This window comes from Paenibacillus sp. FSL R7-0312 (genome assembly GCF_038004445.1).
Taxonomy (GTDB): Bacteria; Bacillota; Bacilli; order Paenibacillales; family Paenibacillaceae; genus Paenibacillus_AQ.
Window position 1 is genome coordinate 7464559 of record NZ_JBBORE010000001.1, and the last position, 16532, is coordinate 7481090.

Sequence of the window (16532 nt, forward strand, 5' to 3'; positions counted from 1 at the left end):
GAATAAAAAAAACGCATTTCCGGATAACCGAAAATGCGCACTGCAACGAAAGAGAATTAAACAAGGAGAAACTGACCCTAGCGTTTACCCGGGTCGTACGGTTCCCCCAGAGCCTTAGGTGCCGAAGAACGTCCGACTGCACTTACCAGTACGATGATAGTTAGTACATAAGGAATCATGAAAATGAATTCCTGCGGAATGCTCTTGGACCATTCAAACAATTGCACATAGTTACGGATGGCCTGGGACAGACCGAAGAACACGGCCGCTCCGAAAGCACCCAGCGGATTCCATTTACCGAAGATCATCGCTGCGATGGCAATGAAGCCTTGTCCGGAGATGGTATTATGCGCAAACGTACCCGTAGTTGTCAAAGTAATCGTGGCTCCGCCGATACCAGCCAGCAGGCCGCTCAGCATTACGCCAATATATCTCATCTTGTTTACATTTACACCCAGTGTATCTGCTGCACTCGGATGTTCACCGACTGCACGCAGACGGAGTCCAAACGGAGTTTTGAACAGGACGAAATAAATAACAATCACCAATATAATCGCTAAGTAGGTCGTTGGATAGGAATTAAAAATCCCTTCCCCGATCACTGGTATCTTGGAAAGTCCGGGAATGGATAATTTGCTAAAACCATCGATCAGCGGAGTTTCACCCGAACCGTCGAAGATTAGCTTAACCATATACAGTGTACTGCCTGCGGCAAGGAAGTTGATGACCGTACCACTTATCGTCTGGTCGGCCTTGAAGGTTATTGAAGCCACCGCATGAATCAGTGAACCAATCACACCCACAGCCATGGCACAAAGCACACCAACCCAAGGCGCCCATTCACCCATTCCTGCTTCCTGAGCGTAGTACCCGCCTACTGCTGCAGCAAATGCACCAAACATCATCAAGCCTTCAAGTCCGATGTTGACGACACCGGATCGTTCAGAGAAGATGCCGCCAAGGGCGGCAAATATAAGCGCCGTGGAAAAAACAAGCGTTGTATTGAGCAGTTGGCCTAAGACTTCCATCTATAACACCTTCTCTTTCTTGCGCTTGAAGTAAAACGGTTTGAGCACCCAGCGTACAATGCCTTGCGCAGCAATGAAGAAAATAATTGAACCGATGACAATACGGATCAGCTCCGGAGGTACATCAGCACCAAAGCTCATCCCTGCAGAGCCATACGTAAGCGTACCGTATAGAATAGCAGCGAGAATGACGCCGAGCGGATGAGTCAGCCCCAGCAGAGCCACAGCGATACCATCGAATCCATAACCAGGTGATGCCGCGAATACCGATTGATAATGGAACACACCCAGTACTTCACCAGCGCCCGCCAATCCGGCGAACACACCACTGATGAACATCGCCTTGATCACATTGCGTCCTACATTCATCCCTGCATATTCTGCAGCATGCGGGTTCAAACCTACCGCACGCATTTCGTAACCTTGCTTGGTTTTCCACAAATAGACGTAGAAGAATGTCGCCGCTGCAAGGGCAATAACCGTTCCCCAGTGCAGACGGGCATTGTCGAATGTGGAGAACAGGAAAGTCATCGACAGCGATGCCGGGTTATCTTCCGAACGGTTCTGCCCCTGTAAGAGCAGGAATGTCCGGACAATATAGTTCGACAGGAAGAGGGCAATCCAGTTCAACATGATCGTAGTAATAACTTCGTTGATTCCGCGTTTGGCCTTCAGGTAACCGGCAATCCCCGCCCAAAGTCCGCCGCATACACCCGCTGCAATCACCGCAAGAGGTACAAGCAGGAATGCAGGCAATACGCCGCCAAGCTTGATGCCGACTACTGATGCAGCCGTCATACCGATCATTACCTGGCCATCCGCACCAATGTTAAACATACCTGAACGAAAAGCAAAGGCTACCGCTAGACCTGTGAACATTAGCGGAGTCATCTCGCGTACAGCTTCACCGAAATCGTATGGACTGCCGAATACGCGTTTGAATAACGCCGAGTAGGCTGCGACCGGATCGTATCCGCCAATCAGCATAACGATAGCGCCGACCAGGAAACCCAACAGAATCGCAATAAGCGGAATAATGTAGGTGTCTGTAGCGAATATTTTTTTGATTCTAGACATCCGCGTGGCCTCCCCGCTTCAAGCTGCCCGCCATCATCAGACCCAGTTCCTGGTCATTCGTATCCTGCGGGAATACTTCTCCGACAATCTGTCCTTCATAAATAACGGCAATTCTGTCAGATACATTCATAATCTCGTCCAATTCAAAAGAGATCAGCAATACGGCTTTACCCTGGTCACGCTGGGCAATCAGCTGCTTCTGAACAAACTCAATGGCTCCAACATCAAGGCCACGTGTAGGCTGTGCTGCAATCAGAAGGGTCGGATTTTTGTCTATTTCCCGCGCAATAATCGCTTTCTGTTGATTACCGCCGGATAATGACCGGGCCTTGTTCTCAATTGAAGGCGTGCGTACATCGAATTGCTTCACCAGATCCTCTGCATGCCGGTTGATAACATCCTTATTCAAGAATCCGTTCTGATTGTACGGGCTCTTATAATAGGTTTCCAGCACCATATTCTCACTCACGGTGAAATCAAGTACCAGTCCATGCTTGTGCCGGTCTTCGGGGATGTGGGAGACATTCATTTCAGACACTTTACGCGGAGAGAGGTTGGCAATTTCCTTGCCCGAAACTGTAATTGAACCGGAATCGATCTTGCGCAAACCGGTAATCGCCTGAATAAGCTCGCTTTGTCCGTTGCCGTCGACTCCTGCAATCCCCAGAATCTCGCCCGCTTTCACTTCAAAGCTGAGGCCGTTCAGCACAGCGACCCCATCCTTGCTTTTACTTCTGACATCCGACAGCTTCAGGATGCCTTCACCAATATGTGCCGGCTGCTTGTCTACTTTAAAGGTAACACCGCGTCCGACCATTTTTTCGGCCAGCTCGTTCGGATTCGTGCCGGAGGTCTTGACGGTATCAATTACCTTGCCCCGCCGGATAATGGTTACACGGTCAGAAATCTGCATAATTTCTTTCAGCTTATGGGTAATAAGTATAATGGACTTGCCTTCGGCAACGAGCCGCTTCATAATCGCCATCAGTTCAGTAATTTCCTGAGGCGTAAGTACAGCGGTCGGCTCGTCGAATATAAGTATATCCGCTCCGCGGTACAGGGTTTTCATAATTTCTACCCGTTGCTGCATGCCTACCGAAATGTCATGAATTTTGGCATTTGGATTGACTTGAAGACCGTACTGCTCCGATAGCTTACGAACCTGCTCCGCAGCGGATTTATAGTCGATTTTAAGACCTTTTTTCGGTTCCATTCCCAGAACAATATTCTCTGTTACCGTAAAAGGCTCTACTAGCTTGAAATGTTGGTGAACCATACCAATGCCAAGCTCAATAGCCTTATTAGGGTTATCGATAATAACCGGTTTCCCGTCGATTTCGATGCTGCCTTCATCGGGCTGGTACAGTCCGAATACGATATTCATCAAGGTTGATTTGCCTGCCCCGTTCTCACCAAGCAGCGCATGAATCTCCCCTTTTTCCAGCGTCAGACTGATAGAGTCATTCGCGACAATACCGGGAAAGCGTTTTGTGATTTGCTTCAACTCTACGACAGGAGCCGCAGCACTCATGGAATCACCCTCATCACAGAATATATAATACTGCCTTATAGACACGGCTGTACCGCCCTATGCAGGACGGTACCGCTGTGTATACCTATAACAAATGTTGTAACAGAGAACAAGGCCAGCTCAAGTAACCGGCCTTGTTTCTTGATATGGTTAAATCCAGTAAAGGTGAGGCAACGAATTACTCGGCAGGAACAGTGATTGTTCCATCGATGATTTGTTTGCTGTACTCGTCAACTTTAGCCAGGATTTCAGCAGAAACGTTAGCTTTGGATGTTTCAGGAAGGCCTACGCCGTTGTCTTTCAGACTAAGAACAGTTGTAGTGCCGCCTTTGAATGTTCCGTCAACCACTTGCTGGGAAACCTTCTTAACCGCTTCGTCAACACGTTTGATCATGGAAGTCAAAGTTACGTCGTCGCCAAATTCCAGGGATTGGTCTTTGTCTACGCCGATAACCCATACTTTAGTACCGCCAGCTTTGTTGCGGGATTTAGCTTCATTGAATACGCCGTTACCTGTAGCGCCGGCAGCCGGGAAGATGATGTCATTGCCTGCATCATACAGGGTAGCAGCCAGGGATTTACCAGTATCAGGCTTGTCATAAGCTCCTGCATAAGTAATCGTTACATTCGCACTAGGGTTAACTGCCAATACGCCGGCTTTGAAGCCAACTTCAAAACGTTTGATAACCGGGCTTTCCATACCGCCGATGAAGCCTACTTTGTTAGTTTTGGTTGTCAGACCTGCAACAACACCCACCAGGAAGGATCCTTCGTTCTCAGCAAATGTTACGGATTCAACGTTAGGAGCTTCTACTACGCTGTCGATGATCGCCAGATTAGCAGTAGGGTTCTCAGTAGCAACCTTCAATACTGCGTCGCCAAGGTCAAAGCCGATTCCCCAAGTCAGGTCGTAGCCGCCTTTAACGAATTGGTTAAGGTTGGGCTCGTAGTCTGCATTGGATTTACTTTGCAGGTATTTGATTTCCGCGCCAGATTCTGTTTCCAGAGCCTGCAGGGCTTCCCAAGCGGATTGGTTAAAGGATTTGTCATTAACGCCGCCCACGTCAGTTACGAGACCTAGTTTGACAGCCTTAGGAGCCTCAGTTGCTGCTGGTGCTTCTGTAGCTGCTGCATCTGTGGTTGGTGCAGTAGTTGCTGCTCCAGCATTGGTGTTTGCGTTGTTATTGTTTCCGCATCCTGCCAAAATAACAGTGAATGCCATAACCATAACTAAAGATAGTTGGTAAAACTTCTTCATCGAATGTGATCCCCCTTAGAAAATTGGATGTCTTCTGTGTTCTGCTTGGACATACCATTAGAACAAATTATACCTGCAAAAAAAGCTAAAATCCAGTCTATTAATGACCTCAGGTCAATAATAATTTGCATTTTTCAACAAGAAACCGCTTACCATGACATAGCATGTAACCACTATGTATGATAGGTGTCAGGAAACCTCAAAATTCATCTTGTGATACCCTCGCATTAACGTTATTATTGCACAGTGATGGCTTTTCTATTATCATGAATGTTTACATATTGTTCGCAAAGGGAGTTACTGAAATGGATCAAGAAAACAAACCTCAAGTTGTTCCGGCCTCTAAATACTGCCACGAATCCCGCGTATTCAAAACCGGCCGTGTCTTCCCGAATGATGTTAACAACCACAAAACATTGTTTGGCGGCAAACTGATGAGCACAATTGATGAAGTTGCCTCCATCTCGGCCATGCGCCACTGCCGTGCGAATGTGGTAACCGCCTCCGCTGACTCTGTAGACTTCCTTCTGCCGATCAGGCCCACAGATTCCGTCTGCTTCGAATCCTTCGTCTCCTGGACGGGGCGCACTAGCATCGAGGTATTCGTCAAAATCATCTCGGAGAACCTCTATACAGGCGAACGGGCTGTTGCCGCTACATCGTTCCTTACCTTCGTTGCAGTTCACGAAGATGGCACTCCATCTCCGGTTCCGGCCATCATTGCCGAGACTGAGGAAGAGAAGCTGATCTGCCAATCGGCCAACGAGCGTTCGGAACTGCGCAAGATCAGACGCGCCAGCAGCAAGAAGCTGGCTTCACAACTCAGCACAACAAAGTACTGGGAATAGCACTCCTCCGGAATTCTGTTCCTTCAATATAGCAGGGAGCAGTAGCTCAGCCTTCGGGCACAAAAAAGCACCGTCACGCGGGACAACCCGCAGGCGGTGCTTTTCGGTTTATATCATTCTTACGCGTTGATCTTCTCTTTGGCAACTACAGCCAGGGAGTTGAATGCATTCAGATCGTTCACTGCCAGATCAGCCAGCATCTTACGGTTCACTTCTACGCCAGCCAATTTCAGGCCGTATACAAGCTTGCTATAGGAAAGACCGTTCAAACGCGCTGCTGCGTTGATACGAACGATCCACAGTCTGCGGAAGTTACGTTTAGTCTGACGACGGTCACGGTAAGCGTAAACCATCGATTTCATTACTTGCTCTTTAGCTGTTTTGAAAATGCGGTGCTTGGAACCGAAGTAACCTTTTGCCAGTTTCAATACTTTTTTATGTCTACGACGAACTACAAATCCGCCTTTAACTCTTGCCATATTAATAAACCTCCCAAAAATGTGTAATTAACTATTTCAAGTTAGCAAGTCCTTGTTTCAAACGTCTTACATCCCCAGGGGCCATTACTGGATTGCCGTTCAATACGCGTTTTGCGCGTTTCGATTTGTGGGACAGCAAGTGGTTCTTGTGAGCTTTGTAACGCAATACTTTACCAGTTCCAGTGATCTTAAAGCGGCCTTTCAGGCTGCTATGTGTTTTCATTTTAGGCATGGTGTTTCCTCCTTGAATATTATGCGGCGCCAAATTGCTGTGCAAGTGACTCCAGAATTATTGGGCTTTTGGAGCCAAAATCATAATCATGCTGCGGCCTTCCAGCTTAGGCTGGCGCTCAACAACAGAAATATCTTCCACTTCGTTCTTCACACGCTCCAGGATCTTCTGGCCGATACTCGCATGGGTAATCTCACGTCCGCGGAAACGAACGGAGCACTTCACTTTATCGCCTTCGCCCAGGAACTTGATAACATTGCGGAACTTGGTCTGATAATCATGTTCTTCAATGTTAGCACGGAACCAGACTTCCTTGATATCCACGATCTTCTGGTTCTTGCGCGCTTCCTTCTCTTTCTTCTGCGTTTCATAACGGAACTTGCCGTAATCCATGATGCGGCATACCGGCGGTTTCGCCTGCGGTGCTACATTGACTAAATCAAGATTAAGATCGATCGCCATCTGCAACGCCTCGCGGATCGGTTTGATCCCGATTTGTTCACCTTCTGCTCCAACCAGCCGAACCTCTTTGGCCCGAATTTCATCATTGATCATATGTTCCTTACTGATAATACTCCACCTCCGGATCTTCTTGTAATGCGGTTCTCCATAAAAAAGGGATGCCGGTAACTCCCCGACACCCCGTTTGATCAACGTTCATGAATTATAACCATTCATAAAGCATTGAGATCAAAACCAGCCGGCAATTTAGCCGTTCAGGTGAGAAGCCGGTGCTTCTGCTTGCAATCCCTATGTTTTGCATACTTGAATACTATACAACACTGAGCGAACAGTGTCAATATCTTCTCCAAAAAATACTTAGATAACAATCAGGCATTATACTACACTTGCTTGCTCTGCACTTCTTCAAGCCGCACCACACGCGTGTGCTTGGTATGGCTCCATTGCTTGTTGTTCTGCGTGAAGAACGCGTAGAACGTAATGGGGTACCACGAGAGCAGATAAACCGGGAAGGCCAGGAGGTACAGATATACCTTTTTGAACTTCACCTTCTCAAGCGCCATGGCCAGCAGGAAGGTCAGAATATTGGCTCCAATGGCAAAGTAGCTCAGCCAGAGCGGCAAATGACCGTAAATATTAGCAATATGCGGACCATCGAACATGGAGTTATCGATCCACATTACAGCCGTCATCAGGAATGTCAGCAGCACAATGTAGACATTCGCTCCATAGAGCGCCAAGTCAAACTTCGTGAGGCTGCGTTCTTTGATGCTCTGCCACAGCAAAGGGAAGAAATAACGGCGGGCGACTGTGAAATGCCCCTGCATCCAGCGCAGACGCTGTCTGGAGGAAGCCTTGAACGTAAGCGGCTTCTCATCGAAGACCTTGGCATCATAGTTGAATCTTGGATACACACCCTTAGAAGCGCTGCGCATGGTGAATTCCAAATCCTCAACCAGACTTGTAGCCCCCCAGCCCATTTCTTTGAGCAGGTTCGTCTCGAAGCACATGCCTGTTCCGCCGAGGAAGTTGGCCATTTTCAGATTATGGCGCGACAGCTGCCAGAGCCGGTTGATGTACCAGTAGGATACACCATAAGCAGCGGTAATCCATGAATCCTCCGGATTCTTGGTATCAATATAACCTTGAATTACACGTCCCCCTGAACATAGATCATTGTTCATTTCGGTCAGGAATTCGGTATGCGCGAGGTTGTCGGCATCGAACATCACGACAGCATCATACTGGCGGGGCAGCGCCCACAGCTCCTTGAGCATCCACTCGATAGCATACCCTTTTCCGCGAAGATTCGTGTTGGTACGTACACAGGCATTCATGCCGTGCTCCCGTACGATGGCTGCTGTATTATCCGTACAGTTATCGCAGATGACAAATACATCGTACAGTTCCTGGGGATAATTAAGCTGTTTCAAATTTTCCATTAACGCGCCGACTACTTCTTCCTCGTTGTGCGCGGCAACCAGTACGGCAAATGACTTTTGCGGCGCATACTTAACCTTGTTCTTTTTCTTGTGCAGTCCAAACAGCGAGAATGCAAACTGATAAACTGCAATTGCCGCCAAGATCACTTGGAGCGTAACAAACAATGCGTCTGTCATGATCTTTTGATGCCCCCTTTTTCCAAGTCTAGATGTTCTCTTTCTCTCTCAGGCTTGTTAACGTTCTTTCTGACCCTTTTGTTGCATCCCTTACAGCAGACAAGAATTATCCCTTTTTCTCGGGCAGGCTTCCGATTGTGTATTAGCCCCGTTCCTAAGATATGAACATGGTATCCGGATCATGGCCGAATCCTTATTTCTCTGTTACCTTATAAACGGGATCTTCCTGCTTGAATCATTGTAGACGCATTGGGGTACACAAGTCAAAACTGGCATTTTTCGAGTGATTCCGAGCTTTTTCTTGAAATGGACTGCCTTAAAAAAGTATGATAAAGACAGCTTCAGGTCTTGGAACCTGCTGCTTAAGCTGCGCCAAATATCTTTAGCCGGACTAACGGAGGGACAAGATATGAGACCTTTTTTCAAGAAACTGCATCTCTTGGAGCGGCTTCTCTTTCAATGGATTAACGGACGGCTGCACAACCGCTTTCTGAACTTCTGGCTCTGGTACCTCACTCATCTCGGAGGAGCTACGAGCTCCATTGGTATCAATCTTCTAATCTGGGCACTGTGTCCACAGCCATGGAGAACTACAGGACTGCAGGCACTGACCGCGCTGGCAGTAAGCCATCTGCCCGTTGCCGTTGCCAAAAAGCTCTATCCGCGCATGCGGCCTTATCTGGCGCTGCCGGGCACCAATACGTTTCATAATCCGCTTAAGGATCATTCTTTTCCTTCAGGCCATACTACAGCTATCTTCGCCTCTACGGTTCCTTATATGATGGCTTACCCTGCCCTGACCTATATCTTGCTTCCGCTCGCCTGCACGGTCGGCTTCTCCCGGATCTATCTCGGGCTGCATTATCCGTCCGATGTCATCGCTGGTGCGGTAATCGGCTCCGGCGTTGCCGCAGGCACGCTTGCGCTCTGGGTCTGACGCCCTCCCGGCTGCCGGACCCCTGAATACCACTAAAGAACAGGTGAACTATACATTGCGCAAAAAAAGAGTATTATTGCTGTCGGAAGGTTTCGGCGCAGGGCATACCCAGGCAGCATACGCGCTGTCGAGCAGCCTGCGCAAATTGTCGCCTGATGTGCAGACGAAGGTGCTGGAGCTCGGAAGCTTCCTCAATCCTAAGATGGCGCCGATCATTGTCTCGGCCTACCGTAAAACGGTGATCTCCCAGCCCCGGCTGATGGGCTATGTATACCGGCACCAGAAATCATTCAATCGTCTTACCACACTTGCCCTGCACCGCCTATTTTATACGCATACGCAAAATATTGTGAAGCAGCTGAAGCCGGACATCATCGTTTGCACTCATTTCATTCCCGGCGCTGTGGTGTCCCGACTCAAGCGGCTGAATCCGTCGCTGAAAGCGCCGCTGATCACAGTCATCACGGATTACGACGCCCATGCCAGCTGGATTAGTCCTGAAGTGGACCGATATCTGGTCTCTACACCGGAGGTCAAGGCCAAGCTTCGCCGCCGCAGTGTTGCTGCCGCCAAGATCCGGGTAACCGGTATGCCGGTACATCCCGATTTCTGGGAGCATCCTGGCCGCGATGAGATCCAGAAGCAGTTCAGCCTCCGGAACATGCCTACGGTCATGGTCATGGGCGGCGGCTGGGGCATGATGAACGATGAGGTGGTGAACGAGACCCTCGCCGGCTGGCGGGAGCAGGTGCAGCTTGTGTTCTGCCTCGGACAGAATGACAAGCTGCTGCGCGGAATGCAGGAAGACCCGCGCTACAGCCACCCCAACATCAAGCTGCTGGGCTTCACCCGTGAAGTCGATAAGCTCATGGAGGTCTCGGACCTGCTGGTCACCAAGCCCGGCGGAATGACCTGCAGCGAAGGATTGGCCAAGGGCATCCCTATGCTCTTCCATTCCCCGCTGCCGGGGCAGGAAGAAGAAAACTGCCGTTATTTCACGGCAGCCGGCTTCGGGGAACCCATAAGCTCCCTTGATGTGGTCGACCGTTGGATGGAACGGCTGCTGGGCGACTACGGGGATGTGCGGGCCAAACGCAAAGCACACCTGGAGGAGATTTCCCGGTTCAATCCGCTGCAAAGCGCCCAGAGCATCATTGACATGCTGGAATAGCCTCCCGGATTCTTATAGAACAATGGGACTTAAGGTATGATCCTTCTTATATTTGGTTGAGAAACGGCAAATGGCAGCCCTGGGAAGTTTCTCCGGACTGCCATTTGTACTATACAGCTAATAATGCGGAATGATATTCTTACCCGTGGGCGGACTACAGGCGGTATTTGTCCAACCGTGAGGCCTGATACTGCCTCATCGCCTCTTCCCCGACAATGGCCTCACAGCGCTGAATGTTCACACCGCGTCCGTAAAATTTGGTTTCGTATTCCGTCATGACATGCTCTTCATTGATCACGCCGCCTTCATGCAGATCAAGGGAAATGTTCTTCATCTGCAGACCATAGTCGGCAAAAGCATTCAGGGAGAATTCAAACAGGCTGCGGGAATCCGTCTTCAGGTGGATTTCGCCAAGCGGACTAAGCAGCCCCCGGTATTTGTCGAGAAAACGCGGATGCGTCAGACGCCGGCGGGCATGCTTGCTCTTCGGCCACGGATCGCTGAAATTCAGGTAGATCCGCTCCAGTTCACCCGGAGCAAATACTTCCTCCGCATAATCGATATTAGCCAGTGCCACTCTGACGTTCGGCGGCGTCTCTTCCCCTGCCGGCTCCCACACATTTCTGGCCTTCTCGGCTGCACGCCGGACCAGTTCATCGTACATATCCACGCCGATAAAATTGATACCGGGATATTTGAAGCTCATTTGGCTGATGAACTGCCCCTTGCCCATTCCGAACTCCACATGAATCGGATGATCATTGCCGAACAGCTCTGACCACCGGCCCTTCAGGCTGCGTGGATCAAGGATGACCAGGTCAGTCTGCTCCTCAAGGCTTTCACGTATTCCTTTTCTTCCGCGTAAACGCATTAAGTATTCCTCCGCTTATCTCTTATTGCATTATCTGTGAATAGGGAGCTGCGAGGAAATTAGTACCCGCTTTTGTTGACAAAATCTCCACGGTTTTGGGAGTTTTGTCAACAAATTAGCGGTACTTTATTTCGTCGCAGTCTCTAGGATAACTGCCACTTGCAATATTGTGCCGAACTTGCCGTCAAAAGTAAAGGGATTTAAGCAGGAAGCTGAAATATCCCTGCAATAGTTCAAAAAAAAAAAGGATTCCCCGTCCAGCCTGAAAAAGGCCGGTTGGAAAATCCCCTTTTGTTGTATTTGGAATTGGGGTCCATTTTTCAACAGTACATAGTCTACCTTGCCGGAGCGTTAAAATCAAATGTCTTCTCGAAGGCACTGCGGATCTTGCGCTGCGCTTCGGTCTTAATCTTGTGGTTGCCGTTAAATTCCACGCCTGTCAGGGCAAGGGCCTCATCGGGAGTCAGCTGCACATCAATCGAACCTTTATTATCGGGAAACACCGTTGGAGAATTCATCGTTATCACCTCTATGGTTTATTATGGACCGGACGACACGAAATTATGAATTCAAAAATGTGATTGTGGTTGCTGCAGCGGCTTTTTTACACTTTAAATATAACATATTGTGTAAGCATTTACAAGCGAAATCCCGGCTGTTTCCTGCCTATTTCTAGTCCTTTTCCGCTGGATTTCCGGGAGTAATTGTTACGCTCCTCTTTGATTTTTGATACAATGGGAAGGTTAATGAAAGGAGCTGCACATGTCTAATCTTCTACAGACCTCCTCTCCGCTTCTGTGGGGGGATAAACGGTTCCATACCTGGAACTATGAAATGCGTGACCAGATGGATACCAAGGTGTTCAAGGTCATGCTGGATGCCGGCTTCACCTGTCCAAACCGTGACGGTTCCATCGCCAAAGGAGGCTGCACTTTCTGCAGCGCCAGAGGGTCTGGTGATTTCGCCGGAAGCCGCCGCGATGATCTGGTAACCCAGTTCAACAATGTACGTGACCGCCAGCACTTGAAATGGCCAAACGCTAAATATATCGGCTATTTCCAGGCCTACACTAATACGTACGCTCCCGTTGAGGAGCTAAGGGAATATTATGAGGTTATCCTGCAGCAGCCGGGTGTGGTCGGCCTCGCCATTGCTACCCGGCCGGACTGCCTGCCCGATGATGTGGTCGAATACCTTGCCGATCTGAACAAGCGCACCTATCTGTGGGTGGAGATGGGGCTTCAGACCATCCACCAGTCCACCTCCGATCTGATTAACCGGGCGCATGATACTGCCTGTTATACCGAAGCCGTTGCGAAGCTCAGACGTCACGGTATCCGGGTCTGCACCCATATCATTCACGGGCTTCCGCAGGAAACGCACGAGATGATGCTGGAGACTGTATCTGCTGTTGCCAACATGGGCGTGCAGGGGATCAAAATCCACCTGCTTCACCTCATGCGCAAAACGCCGATGGTAAAGCAGTACGAAGCCGGTCTGCTGCGCTTCCTGGAGCAGGATGAGTATGTGAAGCTGATTGCCGACTCGCTGGAGATTCTGCCGCCGGACATGATTGTCCACCGCCTGACCGGCGATGCTCCGCGCGATGCCCTGATCGGCCCGATGTGGAGCCTCAAGAAATGGGAAGTTCTTAATGCCATCGACCACGAGCTGATTGCCCGTGATACCTGGCAGGGTAAGTATTGGAGGAAGAGCTAATGGGCTTCATGTCCGTCCTTAGCTTTGCTCATAAACTAACCGCCGAGCGGCTCGCTCCCGGCGGACGGGCCATTGACGCCACCGTAGGCGCAGGTGCCGACACCCTGTTCCTCGCCAAGGCGGCGGGGCCGCGCGGCGGGGTCTACGGCTTCGACATCCAGCACGCGGCGCTGGCTCTTGCCGGAGAGCGCCTGCGGCTGGCCCGGGAGGAAGCGCCTGCTGCGCTGTCTCCCGTGACCCTGCTGCAGCGGAGCCATGCAGCAATGGCTGAAGCCGTTCCGCCGGATTGGCGCGGAACGGTCTCTGCGGTGATGTTCAACCTCGGCTATCTGCCTGCAGGCGATGCCGACAAGACCATCATCACCGAGCCGGAGAGCACGCTGGCCGCGCTGGAGGCGGCGCTGCTGCTGCTGCGCCCGGGCGGGGTCATCACGGCCGTGCTGTATCCCGGCCACGAAGGCGGCGGCCGTGAAGCTGCCGCCGTGGAAGCCTGGGCCGCCGGACTGGCCCAGCCGGACGCGCAATCCATCGTGTACCGCCAGCTGCAGCGCGATTCCGCCCCGTATGTTGTAGCTGTAGAGAAGAAAAAAGGAGCTGATCACTAAATGGCAGTAACCAAAATGGAGCATGTTGGCATTAAAGTGGACATTCTTGAGCGTTCACTGCAATTTTACCAAGAGGTCATCGGCTTGACGCTTCAGGGTAGTCTGGGCCAGCCTGGAGATGAAGTGCGTCTCGCCTTTCTCAGCTTCCCCGGACAGGCCAGTGTGGAGATTGAACTGATTGAACGGGCATTCGGGGGTCTGCCGCAGGAAGGACGGGTAAGCCATACCGCCTTCACAGTCGATGACATTGAGGAAGAGCACAGTAGACTTGCCGGACTCGGCATCCTGGGACTGACCGGTATTTCAGAGCTCGCAAACGGCAGCCGCTATTTCTTCTTCGAGGGACCGGACAGCGAGAAGCTTGAGTTCTTCCAGCCGGCGCATAGATAGCCCTGCTTCCAATCACCCTGGTATCGCTCAATCAATGTTGTAATAAGTACAACATAACCATGATGCTGCCAATAATGTGTGAGCTTAAGCGTGTCACATATGATCCGGCTTGGTTGACCAGCGTTTGACCGGTTACTTATTGGGTTATAGTCCGATGTACCGTTTAAATATTAAGTTTTAACCATTCTATAATCAGGAAGGAAGATGTTGTAATGACGAAACCATATCCTCTGAAATTTCAGCCGGAGTTCAAAGAACGTGTCTGGGGAGGCCGTGCGCTGGAGAAATTCGGCCTGGAGCTGCCGGAAGGCCATATCGGCGAAGGCTGGATGATCGCTGACCACCCGAACGGAACTTCTTCTGTAGTGAACGGCGAACTCGCCGGACTAGGTCTGGATGCCATCCGTGAGCAGTTCGGACATGAATGGTTTGGCAGCAAGGGTATTACGGAGGACGGCGGAAGATTCCCGCTGCTGATCAAGCTGCTCGATTGCAATGACAATCTTTCCGTACAGGTACACCCTACTGATGATTATGCCGGATTACCCAAGGGCGAACTGGGCAAAACAGAAATGTGGTACGTGCTGGATGCCAAGCCGGGCGCCAAAATCATCTACGGTCTGAAAGAAGGCGTAACCCGCGAGGTTCTGCAGGATGCTCTCGAGAACGGGACCGTTATGGACAGCCTGCAGGAAGTGACTGTAGCGGCAGGAGATTCTTTCTATATTCCCGCAGGCACCGTTCACGCCTTGTGTGCAGGTGTCGTTGTAGCCGAAATCCAGCAGAACTCCGACACTACATACCGGATTTACGATTACGACCGTCCCGGCCTGGACGGCAAGCCCCGCGAGCTGCATATTGAGGATTCCCTGAATGTTACTGCCTATGAAGGTGCAGGCGCGACTTCGATGAAGACAGACGGTGCAGTGGCCGGTGAATGGCTGCAAATCGCCTCCTCCCCTTATTTCATCGTAGAAAAAGGTGTGGTCGCCGGTGAATGGCAGCTCGCCACCACGGACGACAGCTTCACCATTCTGGTGATCTGTGAAGGCAGCGGCCACCTGATCTGGGAAGACGGCTCCCAGCCTTATGCAGCGGGCGAATGCTATCTGCTCCCGTCCAGCCTCGGCGCCTACAGCATTGAAGGCATGTCCACCGTTCTCCGCTCTTATCTGCCGTAAGCAGCAGCGGTTTACATCCATTCATAACTGGTATACCGGGCAGATTTAGTATAACGAAGTACTCTTACGCTAGGATTGCTGAATTTAACTTTCAGGAGGACGGCGATGACAGAGAACACCTTTACAATGACCGATCCACTAGGCGTCAAAATCCATGTCTATGAATGGCTGCCGGAAGCTGGAGCCGACGTCAGAGGGGTCGTGCAGATCTCTCACGGCATGTGTGAAACGGCTGCGCGTTATGCACGTTTTGCGTCCGCGCTCAACGCAGCCGGTTATGCGGTGTATGCCAATGACCACCGGGGCCATGGCCTCACCGCCGGCCAAGTCAATCTGCTCGGCGATACCGGGGAGAACGGTTTCTACTGGATGCGCCGCAATCTGCTGCAGCTTGCGGGAATCGCCTGCTCCCGGCATCAGCATGTGCCGATTTACCTGTTCGCCCATAGCATGGGTTCATTCCTGGCCCAGAAGCTGATGTGCGAAGTAGGTAACGACATCTACAGCGGCTTCATTCTCAGCGGTACCAACGGTCCGCGGAGCATGCTGCGGCTGGCCGAATCTCTGTCGGCAATGCAGCTAAGGCTGCAGGGAGACCACCATCGCAGCGTATTGTTGAACGGTCTTGTTTTTGGCGCATATAACCGTTCCTTCTCACCGGTCAGAACAGCCTTCGACTGGCTCAGCAGAGACCGGGAGGAAGTAGACCACTTCATCTCCGACCCGTTCTGCGGGGCGATCTGCACTACCCGCTTCTTCCGGGATTTCTTCCATATGCTGCGGGAGCTTCATACCAAGACTACCCTGCTGACCTTGTGCAGAGATAAACCTGTCTATCTGTTCTCCGGGGAGAAAGACCCCGTGGGGATGAACGGTCAAGGGGTGAAGCGTCTGGCCGAACTGTACCGCGGGCAGGGAATACAGGACGTAGAGTGCAAGCTGTACCCTGAAGGCAGGCATGAGATGCTGAACGAGGTCAACCGGGATGAGGTCACCGCCGATGTACTGGACTGGCTTGCCCGCCACCTCCCTGCCGGCTCCATGCGGCTTCAGCCTACGGCGAACTAGCTTCAATGGAGCTTTGGCTCTGGTACCCTGGCTGACCATTCATGTAACCCGCAGGG

18 protein-coding genes are annotated in these 16532 nt (G+C 50.9%); 8 read left to right on the forward strand and 10 right to left on the reverse strand.

Annotated elements, in window-relative coordinates; genetic code table 11:
* Positions 1-77 precede the first annotated feature (77 nt).
* The 4 genes from MKX70_RS32185 to MKX70_RS32200 form a co-directional block, all read right to left on the reverse strand.
* Positions 78-1028 (reverse strand): ABC transporter permease, encoded by a 951-nt coding sequence (locus tag MKX70_RS32185; protein ID WP_042233395.1) that lies wholly within the window; start codon positions 1026-1028, stop codon positions 78-80.
* Complete coding sequence (locus MKX70_RS32190; RefSeq protein WP_039301514.1) at positions 1029-2105, reverse strand: ABC transporter permease; 1077 nt, start codon at positions 2103-2105, stop codon at positions 1029-1031.
* Positions 2098-3636, reverse strand: a complete 1539-nt coding sequence (locus tag MKX70_RS32195) for an ABC transporter ATP-binding protein (protein WP_042233390.1) — start codon at positions 3634-3636, stop codon at positions 2098-2100. Before MKX70_RS32195 ends, MKX70_RS32190 begins: the two co-directional genes overlap by 8 nt.
* A 178-nt stretch (positions 3637-3814) precedes the next feature.
* The gene (locus MKX70_RS32200; protein WP_042233388.1) at positions 3815-4894 is read right to left on the reverse strand and encodes a BMP family lipoprotein; all 1080 of its coding nucleotides are present in this window, start codon (positions 4892-4894) and stop codon (positions 3815-3817) included.
* Between the two features lie 305 nt (positions 4895-5199).
* Between MKX70_RS32200 and MKX70_RS32205 the strand changes: the two genes are divergently transcribed.
* The gene (locus tag MKX70_RS32205; protein ID WP_042233386.1) at positions 5200-5742 is read left to right on the forward strand and encodes an acyl-CoA thioesterase; all 543 of its coding nucleotides are present in this window, start codon (positions 5200-5202) and stop codon (positions 5740-5742) included.
* Between the two features lie 119 nt (positions 5743-5861).
* Here the strand turns inward: MKX70_RS32205 and rplT are convergent, their stop codons facing one another.
* The 4 genes from rplT to MKX70_RS32225 all read right to left on the reverse strand — a co-directional run bounded on the left by rplT (position 5862) and on the right by MKX70_RS32225 (position 8534).
* Entirely contained in the window at positions 5862-6221 is a 360-nt protein-coding gene (gene rplT / locus MKX70_RS32210; RefSeq protein ID WP_036649386.1) for a 50S ribosomal protein L20, read from the reverse strand.
* Between the two features lie 31 nt (positions 6222-6252).
* A complete protein-coding gene (gene rpmI / locus MKX70_RS32215; protein ID WP_036696104.1) occupies positions 6253-6453 on the reverse strand; it encodes a 50S ribosomal protein L35 in 201 nt (66 codons plus the stop codon).
* A 57-nt stretch (positions 6454-6510) separates the two neighbouring features.
* The gene (infC, locus tag MKX70_RS32220) at positions 6511-7008 is read right to left on the reverse strand and encodes a translation initiation factor IF-3 (protein ID WP_039301536.1); all 498 of its coding nucleotides are present in this window, start codon (positions 7006-7008) and stop codon (positions 6511-6513) included.
* Positions 7009-7295: 287 nt separating this feature from the next.
* Positions 7296-8534 (reverse strand): glycosyltransferase family 2 protein, encoded by a 1239-nt coding sequence (locus MKX70_RS32225; RefSeq protein ID WP_042211122.1) that lies wholly within the window; start codon positions 8532-8534, stop codon positions 7296-7298.
* A 409-nt stretch (positions 8535-8943) separates the two neighbouring features.
* Here MKX70_RS32225 and MKX70_RS32230 point away from each other — a divergent pair, with 409 nt between their 5' ends.
* Both MKX70_RS32230 and MKX70_RS32235 read left to right on the forward strand, forming a co-directional pair.
* Positions 8944-9471 carry a phosphatase PAP2 family protein gene (locus MKX70_RS32230; protein ID WP_042233383.1) on the forward strand — a complete coding sequence of 176 codons (528 nt, stop codon included), beginning with the start codon at positions 8944-8946 and terminating at the stop codon, positions 9469-9471.
* A gap of 55 nt (positions 9472-9526) precedes the next feature.
* Positions 9527-10642 carry a UDP-N-acetylglucosamine--LPS N-acetylglucosamine transferase gene (locus MKX70_RS32235; protein ID WP_042233381.1) on the forward strand — a complete coding sequence of 372 codons (1116 nt, stop codon included), beginning with the start codon at positions 9527-9529 and terminating at the stop codon, positions 10640-10642.
* A 154-nt stretch (positions 10643-10796) separates the two neighbouring features.
* Here MKX70_RS32235 and trmB read toward each other — a convergent pair whose 3' ends face one another.
* Both trmB and MKX70_RS32245 read right to left on the reverse strand, forming a co-directional pair.
* Positions 10797-11513, reverse strand: coding sequence for a tRNA (guanosine(46)-N7)-methyltransferase TrmB (trmB, locus tag MKX70_RS32240; RefSeq protein ID WP_042233380.1), 717 nt, complete (start codon positions 11511-11513; stop codon positions 10797-10799).
* 335 nt (positions 11514-11848) lie between these two features.
* Positions 11849-12031, reverse strand: a complete 183-nt coding sequence (locus MKX70_RS32245) for a hypothetical protein (RefSeq protein ID WP_039301551.1) — start codon at positions 12029-12031, stop codon at positions 11849-11851.
* Positions 12032-12275: 244 nt separating this feature from the next.
* Between MKX70_RS32245 and MKX70_RS32250 the strand changes: the two genes are divergently transcribed.
* The 5 genes from MKX70_RS32250 to MKX70_RS32270 all read left to right on the forward strand — a co-directional run bounded on the left by MKX70_RS32250 (position 12276) and on the right by MKX70_RS32270 (position 16476).
* Positions 12276-13232 carry a TIGR01212 family radical SAM protein gene (locus MKX70_RS32250; protein WP_042233378.1) on the forward strand — a complete coding sequence of 319 codons (957 nt, stop codon included), beginning with the start codon at positions 12276-12278 and terminating at the stop codon, positions 13230-13232.
* A complete protein-coding gene (locus MKX70_RS32255) occupies positions 13232-13837 on the forward strand; it encodes a tRNA (mnm(5)s(2)U34)-methyltransferase (protein WP_340790252.1) in 606 nt (201 codons plus the stop codon). The genes MKX70_RS32250 and MKX70_RS32255 overlap by 1 nt, the downstream gene beginning before the upstream one ends.
* Complete coding sequence (locus tag MKX70_RS32260; RefSeq protein WP_340789619.1) at positions 13838-14227, forward strand: VOC family protein; 390 nt, start codon at positions 13838-13840, stop codon at positions 14225-14227. It abuts the gene before it with no gap.
* Positions 14228-14439: 212 nt separating this feature from the next.
* Complete coding sequence (locus MKX70_RS32265; RefSeq protein WP_042233372.1) at positions 14440-15408, forward strand: type I phosphomannose isomerase catalytic subunit; 969 nt, start codon at positions 14440-14442, stop codon at positions 15406-15408.
* Between the two features lie 105 nt (positions 15409-15513).
* Positions 15514-16476, forward strand: a complete 963-nt coding sequence (locus MKX70_RS32270) for an alpha/beta hydrolase (protein WP_340789622.1) — start codon at positions 15514-15516, stop codon at positions 16474-16476.
* Positions 16477-16532 lie beyond the last annotated feature (56 nt).